Origin of the sequence: Thiolapillus sp. (assembly GCF_048562965.1) — a bacterium.
GTDB classification, from domain to species: domain Bacteria; phylum Pseudomonadota; class Gammaproteobacteria; order Chromatiales; family Chromatiaceae; genus Thiolapillus; species Thiolapillus brandeum_A.
In genome coordinates this window covers 23,607-33,297 of record NZ_JBHNMF010000001.1, presented here as the reverse complement: position 1 = coordinate 33,297, position 9,691 = coordinate 23,607, and the positions used below count along the sequence as shown (strand labels likewise).

9 protein-coding genes and 1 pseudogene are annotated in these 9,691 nt (G+C 58.3%); 9 read left to right on the top strand and 1 reads right to left on the bottom strand.

Going from position 1 to position 9,691, the window contains the following annotated elements; translation table 11 throughout:
* Nucleotides 1–1,476 carry a DNA cytosine methyltransferase gene (locus ACOCD2_RS00190; protein ID WP_293643881.1) on the bottom strand — a complete coding sequence of 492 codons (1,476 nt, stop codon included), beginning with the start codon at nucleotides 1,474–1,476 and terminating at the stop codon, nucleotides 1–3.
* Between the two features lie 323 nt (nucleotides 1,477–1,799).
* On the opposite strand from ACOCD2_RS00190, the pseudogene ACOCD2_RS00185 reads away from it, so the two are divergent.
* From ACOCD2_RS00185 to ACOCD2_RS00145, 9 genes and pseudogenes are all read left to right on the top strand, one after another.
* A pseudogene (locus ACOCD2_RS00185) lies at nucleotides 1,800–1,978 on the top strand (transposase); the annotation flags it as partial.
* Nucleotides 1,979–2,183: 205 nt separating this feature from the next.
* Nucleotides 2,184–3,164, top strand: a complete 981-nt coding sequence (locus ACOCD2_RS00180; protein WP_293643883.1) for a DotH/IcmK family type IV secretion protein — start codon at nucleotides 2,184–2,186, stop codon at nucleotides 3,162–3,164.
* A gap of 10 nt (nucleotides 3,165–3,174) precedes the next feature.
* Nucleotides 3,175–4,305, top strand: a complete 1,131-nt coding sequence (locus tag ACOCD2_RS00175) for a DotG/IcmE/VirB10 family protein (protein WP_293652300.1) — start codon at nucleotides 3,175–3,177, stop codon at nucleotides 4,303–4,305.
* Nucleotides 4,302–5,315: a hypothetical protein gene (locus tag ACOCD2_RS00170; protein ID WP_293643887.1), complete on the top strand. Its 1,014-nt coding sequence runs from the start codon at nucleotides 4,302–4,304 to the stop codon at nucleotides 5,313–5,315. The genes ACOCD2_RS00175 and ACOCD2_RS00170 overlap by 4 nt, the downstream gene beginning before the upstream one ends.
* Nucleotides 5,312–5,923, top strand: a complete 612-nt coding sequence (locus ACOCD2_RS00165; RefSeq protein WP_293672389.1) for a hypothetical protein — start codon at nucleotides 5,312–5,314, stop codon at nucleotides 5,921–5,923. The genes ACOCD2_RS00170 and ACOCD2_RS00165 overlap by 4 nt, the downstream gene beginning before the upstream one ends.
* Before the next feature lie 3 nt (nucleotides 5,924–5,926).
* Nucleotides 5,927–6,655 carry a hypothetical protein gene (locus tag ACOCD2_RS00160; protein ID WP_293643891.1) on the top strand — a complete coding sequence of 243 codons (729 nt, stop codon included), beginning with the start codon at nucleotides 5,927–5,929 and terminating at the stop codon, nucleotides 6,653–6,655.
* Nucleotides 6,645–8,018, top strand: coding sequence for a hypothetical protein (locus tag ACOCD2_RS00155; RefSeq protein ID WP_293643893.1), 1,374 nt, complete (start codon nucleotides 6,645–6,647; stop codon nucleotides 8,016–8,018). The genes ACOCD2_RS00160 and ACOCD2_RS00155 overlap by 11 nt, the downstream gene beginning before the upstream one ends.
* A gap of 91 nt (nucleotides 8,019–8,109) precedes the next feature.
* A complete protein-coding gene (locus ACOCD2_RS00150) occupies nucleotides 8,110–9,087 on the top strand; it encodes a ParM/StbA family protein (protein ID WP_293643895.1) in 978 nt (325 codons plus the stop codon).
* Between the two features lie 11 nt (nucleotides 9,088–9,098).
* Entirely contained in the window at nucleotides 9,099–9,512 is a 414-nt protein-coding gene (locus ACOCD2_RS00145) for a hypothetical protein (RefSeq protein WP_293643897.1), read from the top strand.
* The last annotated feature ends 179 nt before the right edge of the window (nucleotides 9,513–9,691 follow it).

Below are 9,691 nucleotides of genomic sequence, written 5' to 3'. Positions count from 1 at the left end.
TTAATGCGGCGCCCGGCGTTTGCGAGGCTTTTCCGGTTCGCCAAACTCCATAACGATTTCTGGGACTTCCCGCCCTGTGAGTTTTGACGCATCGGATGCATCCATGTCGTCATAAGCATCAAGCAGCGTGTTGCCGATAAGAATGCCCGTGGCAACAAAGGCGCTGTGTATGACGGATTGCCCAAGGATTTCGTGGGCTATGGTATTTGATAGCCCCTCCACCAGGTGCTCGGGTATGGTTTTCACGCGAGCATGCTCCTTGGGGGTCAGCAGTCGTTTTTTGCCAGGGTCCGTGGGAGACGCCAAGAATGGCTCAGTGGATCGGCCTTTCTGGTAGCCGCGCCCGATAGTGCCCACCGAGGTAGAATCCGGGGTAACAAGCTGTTGTTTGAACCCTTTGCCAGCAGCCTTGTCTCGGGTTGCTTTTTTGTCCAGGTAGGCATAGGTTCGCCACATACCATCGGTGTCCTCGATGGCATCAAGCACATCGCCCAGGCGCGCCTCCTTTTTGCGGATCGGCCGCAGACGTTCCCAGTTGAACTCAAGGCCCTCCGTGACAGCCACCATGCAAAAACGCTTGCGCGCTTCCAGCGCCCCGTGTTCGGCGCCGTCCAAGATGGTTTCGTGAACCTGGTACTTGAGTTGTTTCAGTGCTGAACGGATTACGGTCATGGATTGGGTGTGCCGGTAATCCGGTACATTTTCCAGAACAACCACGGACGGATTGCCCTGTTTCATAATGGTGAGGAACGCCAAGAAGAGGGCACCTGCAGATTCGTGCTCTTCGGCATGGGCGATCTTGTTCTTCGCTTTTCCCGAACGGGAGGCGCCGGTACAGGGTATCCCTCCGGCATAGATGTCGATTTTTGGTAGAAGCCTTGGATCGACTTCCTCCATGGGAGCGCATACGGAAATGCTGCGCTCATCCCAGACCTCGTTATTGCGCAACGAGGCCTCAAGATATTTATGCTCGATTTCCACGGCGTAGGCGAGGCGGGCGTCCACGCCGCTACTTGCCAGCCCCTGGTGCAGCGCGTTGTCCATGATGCCGCCGCCATGAGAAACAGAACCGATGGCCAGGGGCTCGTTGTTGTGTAGCTTGGCGATCAGCCGCCCATAGCGTTCCGCGGCTGCTTCATCGTCAGGGTGGATGGCGATAATGATGCTCTTGTCCGTCACTACCGCGCAGACGCGCTCCACCGACTTGTTGAACATCTCGGCCAGCACCTTGTTGTTGATGTCCACCACGGGGATCTCCTTTTTCCCCACGCGCTTCTTGCTGACGGTGCGTGCGCCGTCTTCGGTTATCTCAATGTTTAACGTGTTGCTATCAGGGTCGCGGGTAATGCGATACCGGGATCCTGGCTCAAACCCGGCGTCCTCTAGTTTCTGGCCCTGCATCCAGAGGCGGCGTGTGCCGCGATGCTGCCCCAGTTTGAGGTAGGCAATATGCTTGATGTTGTCCAGTTGTTTCATGGGTTCACCTGGGTTGCGCCACAGTGGCGCGATGCGGGGCGTTCCTTTGTTTGCTAGAGTAATCAGCGTGTTAGGGTAGGCCCAATTAACAATTAATTGCCGTTCGCAGGGCACCTGTTTCTTTCCTACGTGGCCCTTGTTCCCTGGGGAAAGATGAGGGGCTCATGCGTAATAAGTTCCTATACGATATAATACACTAAAACCTGATGAAAAAAGAGGAAGCCCCCATGAAGTACAGAACACTTATGGCCAGTTTTCAAAAATCGCACATAACAAGCTCATCCAGCCGACGCGCAAAAAGCGCGCGCCGCTGATGGCGGTCGATCAACAGCCTCAAAGGGGTGTCGTCCCGCCGTCTGCGCAAACGCTACCCGCACATCAAAACCCACTGGATCGGAAAGAAAGGCCACCTCTGGTCGCCTTCGTACTTTGCCGGTTCCGTGGCGGTGCCCCCATCGAGGTGCTGAAACGCTATATCGAACAACAGCAAACCCCTCACTAATCGCCTACCGGCGATGCGCTATCCTCCCCCTCCCTGAAGGAAGGGGCTTGTCGCGCTTTTTGGTCACAAGGGCATCCCACAAGCGCAAGCCCCGTTAGCCCCCCCCGCCCCGCTCGGTGCCTCAACTGACCGGCGTGAGCCACAGGAATTTGGGCGACCTATGCCAGAATGTTGGATATCAATAATTTTGTGCGGAAGGTCTTCTATGTATCGATTCACAGCCTACCTGGCAATGGCGTTTGTTAGCGCCGCCGCCCTTGCGCAACCGCCTGCTGGTGATGGCGCTGTCGCGCGAGGGCGGCAGTATGAGGCCCGTGCGCGTTCTGGTGAAGAGCGCCAACCCGTGGCGATGGAACCACAGGCACAGGCCGCACAGTATCAGGAGACAAGGCGGCAGATGATTCCGGTGAACCCGGATCAACTCAAGGATTTTTTTGTGTTGTACAACGATATGGAGCGTGCCTCTGCAGATGCGCTGCCAACGATGCGTTCGCGCATGGTGGATGTGCCCTTGGACCCGACAGCGGGTGCGGTGCGTGTGCATATTTCCCCCGCAATGATGACATCCATGACCGTGGTGGACGTGACCGGTGCGCCATGGCCGATCACCACCTTGGGCGCGGGTGACCCGGGCTCTTTCAAAGTGGAAGACCCGGAGGGGTATGAATTGCACAACTTAGTACAGGTGTCTCCGTTGCGGCGCGTCGGTCGCACCAATGTTCAGTTCACCCTCAAAGGGCAGTCCCTGCCGGTATCGGTGTTGGTGGTTGTGGATGGGAAGACCACCGATGATCGTGTCGTGCTCCGCATCAAGGGGCGAGGTCCGAATGCGCACCTTCCCATCGTCGGTGAGCGAGAGCATCCCGTTGCGGAATCCGCGATCACGCGGACCCTTGACGGGCTAAAACCGACCGCTTCAGCTGTGCGGGTGCCTGCGCCTGCGCCCAACCTGGTGGTGTGGATGGCGGGTAATTCGCTTTACGTGCGCACTGCGCCGACCGAGGCCGTGTATTCCCCTTACACCACGGTACAGCGGGGGTTGAACGGTTATCGCGCCTACCGCCTGCCGTTACAGGAATCACTGATGATTGCCAGGGACGGCGAGGTAGCTGTAATAGACCTGGATATCTCGTCTGCGCGCTTGATGGCCATGGGGGGCAGTAATGCCGAACACTCATCCCAATAAGCAGAAGAAGGTGCCTATCCGTGGGCTGATCGACAAAAAGTGGTGGGTGGTGTTTGCATTCGTGATCGTACTGGGGGTGTTTGGTATCTACTCGGTGTTTACTCTGGATTCTGACAAAGAGAATATCGCTCCCGGGGTCAACATACGGGGGGTGAGAAATCAGGCGCCAGTCAAAGACCTTGTGCCGGATGCTCGCGACTTGACCATGCCCGAAACCGTCAAGGGCATGATTAAAGAAGGCAATGAGATCAACTATGATGCGGCCGCCCGAAAGGGCGAGAGTTATTTTGCAAAGCCTATCTATGAGCCCCTGCCAAAATCGCCGAAAGCAGCACCGGCCCCCAAGGCCGCGCCTGCGCCCACGCCTCCCCCCCCGCCGCCGCCACGGTTACCAACCGCGCAGGCGCAGATTGAGCAGTACCTTACAGGGCGTGAGGCCGGTTGGGCTGCGCTTTCCGGGCATGGCACCACGGTTGTGCAGTATGAGCCGCCACCGGTGATAAAAGAGGGCTTGGCCGCTTCTTCTGAAAAAGATAAACAAGCTACCGCCGTCTCTGGTGCGGCGCGCACCGTTCCGCCGGAACTCAAGGCGCTGTTGCCTGGGGATGTGCTGTTCATCAGCTCTGATGTGTCGGTGGATTCCGACCTATCTATTCCACCGGTGGCTGGTACGGTTGTGCATGCCGATGATCCGCGCTTGGTCGGTGCCAGGCTTGATGGCACATATAAGCGGAGTGATGACCACCTGGTTATTGAGTACAACCACATCACTTTATCCAATGGCGTCACCTACACCATGCGTGGCTACGCCATGGATGCCCGCAAGAAAACGCTGGCTGTCGCTTCCGATGTGGATCACCACTACTGGGAGCGATGGGGAGGGCTGATTGCGTCCGCGCTGCTGGAGGGGGCAAGCGAAGCCGTATTGGCAGGCGGCACCACGCAAACCACTATCGGCCCGGGCGGCACCGTGGAAACGGTCATACGCGACCTGAGTACCGAGGAACAGGTGGGCGTCGCGCTGGGGCGGGTTGGTGATCGTGTGTCAAATGTATTGGCCAGCCAGTTTAACCGCCCACCTACTGTGACCCTGGATCCGGACATCTTGGTGGCGGTAATGATATTTGAGGTGCAAAAATGAATGATTTCTCTGATCTGAATAACCTGGATGACCTGGATGCCTCCCATGAGCCGGACCCCGTTCTTGACAGCGGCGCGGGTTACGATGAGTCGCCACCCGCGCACACCCGGCGGGGCGCACAGAATTGGTCGCAGCCTCACCCCGTACAAAAGGGTGTCTCCAAAATGACGCTGCTGCTCTCGATGTTTGGTATTGCTATCGCAGTGGCGTTCCTGGTGGCCGGCGTTATCGGCAGTGGAGTGCTGAATCCCTTTCTTGGCGCCCCCTCCAATTCCAATGCGCCCACGCCTGGCCAGGGTGCAACCGCTACGCAGCCGCCCCGGCAAGGCGAGGCGGTGCCGGTGAACCGGGTGAATGCCGCCTCCCCCTACGGGGGGATGACCGCCAACCAGCTGCGGTTACAGGCGCCAGCGTCCAGTCCGGTGGGCGCTGCGCAGGTGGTCAACCCAGTGGATGCGGCGCTCATGGCGGCGGAACCTGCTTCGCAACAGGCCGCCGTCCGCCAGCAACAGCCGGCAAATGAGTTGATCGCGGCGGACAGAAAAGCGCCCCCGAGCGGGGGGGTGTTGGCCGTTCATGGCTCCCTGTCTCCCGGGGACGCGGCGCTGCAAACGATGGACGAACGGATTAACAGCATGGAAATGTCTCAGGCCGCGCTTTTCGAGCAGCTGGATGAGTTGACCAACCGGGTCAATTCTCTGGCCGAGAACGTCAGTCATCAAAAAGGCGGGGTGTCGCCCGAGACTGAAAAGAAGTTTGAGGAAATCAACAAGTCTCTTCGAACAATCAGGATATCTCTGGGCAGCTTCTGGACCTGGGTGAAGCATGTTGAGGTGCGCCCGGGGTGGCATGTGTCGGCGGCCACCAAAAAGAAGGCTGTAATCGTGGGCCCCAAGGGGGAGCGCGAGTTTATACGTGTTGGTGACCGAATCAACGGCTCCAAGGTGTTATCCATAGACCCCAAGAAGCTGGTTGTTCGCACAACATTCGGCGTTATTCGGAACAAGTGATGATGCCGCGTTTACTGTTGTTTGTATTGCTCGTGGGGGTGTTCTCCGAGCCCGCCTCGGCGGGTGTGCTGGCAAATATTGCGGCGGAACTGCAGGCCATGTCCGGCCCACTGGTCTTCCTCATTCGCATGTTCGGCTTCATTATGATCATTGCTGCCATGCTCAGTGCGCCTCATTTGTTCCGCACCGGGGGCGGCTCGATAGGGTCGGCTTTGCTGGCCGGGTCGCTGATTGTGGGGTCGCTGTTGATCAACCTGTCGTTCTGGATCAGAGGGCTGCAGTTCACCGTGTACGGCATGTCCAATGTCACCGAAGCGGAGAACATCCTGATGGAGATACCCACGAGGGATACCGGGCCACAGGAGTTCGTGTTCTTTTCGTTGGTCGTGATCGCGTTGGTTGGTATAGCGGGGGTGGTGCGCGGTACATGGCTGATGCGCGGCGGCAAGGGGGGGCAGGGGCGCTCGATGGGGTCGGCATTCACCCACCTTCTGGGCGGTACGCTTGCCATCAATTTTCTGTCGTTCCTGCAGCTGTTAGCTGTTACTGCGGGAGAATCCTACAACGAACAGTTCCTGGAGTTCTTTGGCTCCTTCCTGGGAAACTAGACAATGTTTGAAGATCACCTTGCCAAAGTGTCTCTTGGTCCCCTGGCGGGTCGCCTGTTGATCTCCGTCAAGCGTGCCCGATGGCGCATGCACAGCGAACCGGATACTGAGATGCGCAATGCTGAATATGTCCGCAACCGGCTCAACCGCATGGAAAGCACGGGCTATACCTGCCAGTTTTGCGGGTTCCAGACGCGAGGAACACCAGACGCCGCGCCGGGAACGCTGCTGGCATCCGGGTTTCTTGAGGCTCACCACATGGACGACGATCACTGCAACAATGACCCAAGGAACCTGGTTCCTGCATGCCCGTTTTGTCACTCGGTGTTCCACATTGGGTATGCGGGGTGGCGCAAAGGCGCGGTGTTGATCTGGCTGCCAGAGCTGCCCCAGGCCCATCTGAACCTGCTTTGCCACGCCATGCTGGCTGGCCTTCTCACGGAAGAAACCGAGGAAGCGGCGAGACGGGTGTACAACATGTTTCGCGGGCTGGCGGGGCGCGTTGACGAGCGGTTCAGCGTACCCGGCGGGGCCGCATCCCATCCGGCGGTGTTTGGCAAGGCGCTTGGGCACTTGAAAGATTCAGTGTTCGACAACAGGAAGGACGTTCTTCAGCCGCTGCGATTGCTGCCTGATCTGGATCGGTACAAAGAGGCGGGCAGCTACTGGTTGCAGACCAGTTGGCGCGCACACCCGCCCCAATTGTGGGAGCCGTTAACTGATGCTGGATAAAATCGGTGTGGTCATATTTGACGATGAGGACGCCCACGCTTCCGGTTGGGCCGCGCTGCCCCAGGGCGAGAGCTTCCGTATCGGCACCACTGCTGACCTTTCGGATGCCGGACGCGGGTTGAGTAGTGACTTCGTATGGGTTACCAATCTTGATGACACAGCCCTGTTTCGAGCTGGCCTGGGAAATCATACCCGGTTTCGTTCACGGTCTTTTCTGCATGAAAAGCTGCATGATCTTGGTGCGCGACTTGGTGTGCCGGAGGATGATCCTCGCGCCATGGCGGAGGTTATGGCCACGGTGGTGTACCGGGTGCTGCTCATGGGTAATCAGTTGGTGGGTCTGGAAAAGGTGCCTCAGCGCTCCTTGTCGGAGGGGCTGAGAAGGCACCTTTGGCCGGAGTTCAACCCGGTCGTGGATGATGAGGTACAGCGAGCGTTGCAGGACGCCACCACCTGGTTCCAGACCTGTGAGAGCTACAACAGGATGCGCCGGGCGCAGTTTGGTGCAGTGATGTTCCCGCAGGCGTCCTACTCAGCCGCCATACTGTCGGAAATACGGGTGCCCTCGCCAGACTGGAGCCAGGTGCGTACCGCGCAGCTGCCGGATTCGCCAGAGAAAGTGAACGGGTGGGCCAAAGAAATGCCGTTTCCCCTTCTGGCGCGGGTGCGCATTTCTGACTTCGATCCTGATGTTTATCCACTGATCAACTATGGCGGGGGTTTTGGTGCCACCGACCAGCGGGTATGGCTGTCCCTGCCAGAGCTGGTATGGATGTCTGAGGTAAGCGCCGTCACCGTTCTGGAAGCCTTTGTTTCCCGTGAGTGGCTGCCCATCCCAATGGTGGATGACCTGCTGGATAACCTGGGGGGAGGGGAGGACATATACAACCTTTCTGTATCGGCTTCGTTGTTCTTGCACAATGCCTGGCTATCTCTCGGGCTTCAGTGGCATCGCCCCGGGCCATCCCAAGCGGGCTCGATCAACCCGATCACCCCGTTTCTGCGCGCCATGGATCGCCATCAGTGCTTTTACAAAGCGGCGGAACTGGCATGTGATGGGGTTGTTGTGCGCGGGTATGGAATGGGTCGCTTTATTGTCTCCCTTCCTTCCACGGCTGAGATGTCCGAGTTGGTCACGCAAATCGCCTACCCTCACAATCTGATTCCCCCGTACACGGGGATCACAGAAGAACAAGAGCGGCGGGCCACACACAAGATGCCTGCCCAACCGGAATGGCTAACGGCTACCCAGCGTCTTTTCGCGGCCCCAGAGGTGGAAGGCGCTGACCCGGGATACCTGCGCGCGCTGGCCACAGAATCCCGTTTTTTCACTGCACCCAGTTCCCACCAGAAAGCCGTTTAGCAGCTCCCCCCCCCTTTCCACTAAAGGGGCACAGGATTTTCATGCCCTTTCGGTATTATGTATTTAGTAAAAGCATCTTGACGGAGTAGATATGGCATACCCACTCGCAGTAGATATAGGGTCCGGCGTAACAAAGTTGGCCTGGTACAGTGACCCCACCAAGAAAAAGGTAGAGGTAGCCGATTTCCCCACAGCGGCAGCTGAGTTTCCCGGCGGGGTGGCCGATGATATCTATGATCCTGACGCTTATGGCCTGGTGAGCTACAACGGCACACTGTGGGCTGTGGGCGATGAAACGGGATCACTGTTTCGCCCTAATCAGCGGGTTAACTCGTTGTCTGGCTCATGGGCGGGGTCGCCCGGGTGGACGGCGATTCTCTATGCCGCTATCGCCCGGGCGTTTCCTGATGGGGGCGCATTCGAGGTTCTATTGTCCACCGGTCTGCCACAGGCAGTATACGGGGCGCATCGTAAAGCCATCCTGGATCACCTTAACTGCAAGCACCAGTTCATGGTGGGCAAGCGGGAGTATGAGGTCACCATGCAGGCCAACGTCATGCCGCAAGCACTGGCCGCGCTTCTGCACGAAGCCACCGGTAATGCGGAGGTGATGAATTACCAGTCCGCAGTCGTGGATATTGGCACCTATACCACCGGGTACGCTGTTCTCCACAATGGGCGCCTGCAGAATTGGCGCTCCAACGGTATAGAGGTAGGGGTGTCCGCACTGACCCAGGCGTTGGCGCGTTGGCTGGACGATGAAAAGGGGCTCAAGGTGGATCCGGCCATTATGCCGGAGGTCATGCGCTCCCGCAGTGTCATGTTCCGTGATGAGCGACTGGACCTGACCGAGATCATCGGCCAGCTGGCCACTCAGGTGGCTAAACCCATCGAGGAGGCGCTGATAGCTGCCTGGGATCATGGTGCCAACGATATCGCCAGGGTGTTTATCAGTGGAGGAGGGGCGCCACTGTTTGAGCCTGCCATCACCCGGATTGTTCCCCACGCCCGTTTGAGTGCGGACCCCGGGTATGCGGTGGTGCGCGGTCTGTTGACTTTCCTGGATTGATTGCCGCCAGCATGAGTACGGGGAAAAGCAAGCCTGCGAAACACATTATGGTGCGTCTGTATGACCATGTTGCTGACCACAAAGTGGTACTGGAGTGGATAGCCCAACTGCCAAAGGATACTGCGGGTCGCCCACGCCTTTCGGAAAATGTGGTGCGCCTGATACTGCAGGAGATGAGCGGCAGCCAGGCTGTACCGGCCCCTGTGATCCCCATTCCCAGTATAGAAGCGCCGCCGCCTTCCCAGGCATCGCCAGAGAAGGAGGAAGCCAAGGATGCACTTGCCCACCATGAAACGCCTACGGCGAACACCGGGGAAACTGGCGCCGGCGGTGGTGCGGCTATGCCCGCCCAGCCCCCGGATAGTCATGCGGTCTCCTCATTGGTGGCCAACCTTAGACAGCAGCTGGATGCAGAAGAGGGTTAACCGTATGTTGGACTCCCCGGGTTACTGTGACGCATATCAAACAGCGGCAAAGCAGCCGAAAAGCAGGCGTGGCACAGGTGTAAGGCAGCAGTTAAACACCCGCGAATCAGGTGTGCAGCACGAAGCGGCAAGGATGAGGTGCGCAACAAAACAGGGAAAGCACCTGATAAGCACAAGTG

What these genes read in the sequence shown, in the direction of transcription:
- ACOCD2_RS00190 (WP_293643881.1), bottom strand. Translation starts at nt 1,476, where the DNA reads ATGAAACAACTGGACAACATCAAGCATATTGCCTACCTCAAACTGGGG.
- ACOCD2_RS00180 (WP_293643883.1), top strand. Translation starts at nt 2,184, where the DNA reads ATGTATCGATTCACAGCCTACCTGGCAATGGCGTTTGTTAGCGCCGCC.
- ACOCD2_RS00170 (WP_293643887.1), top strand. Translation starts at nt 4,302, where the DNA reads ATGAATGATTTCTCTGATCTGAATAACCTGGATGACCTGGATGCCTCC.
- ACOCD2_RS00160 (WP_293643891.1), top strand. Translation starts at nt 5,927, where the DNA reads ATGTTTGAAGATCACCTTGCCAAAGTGTCTCTTGGTCCCCTGGCGGGT.
- ACOCD2_RS00155 (WP_293643893.1), top strand. Translation starts at nt 6,645, where the DNA reads ATGCTGGATAAAATCGGTGTGGTCATATTTGACGATGAGGACGCCCAC.
- ACOCD2_RS00150 (WP_293643895.1), top strand. Translation starts at nt 8,110, where the DNA reads ATGGCATACCCACTCGCAGTAGATATAGGGTCCGGCGTAACAAAGTTG.
- ACOCD2_RS00145 (WP_293643897.1), top strand. Translation starts at nt 9,099, where the DNA reads ATGAGTACGGGGAAAAGCAAGCCTGCGAAACACATTATGGTGCGTCTG.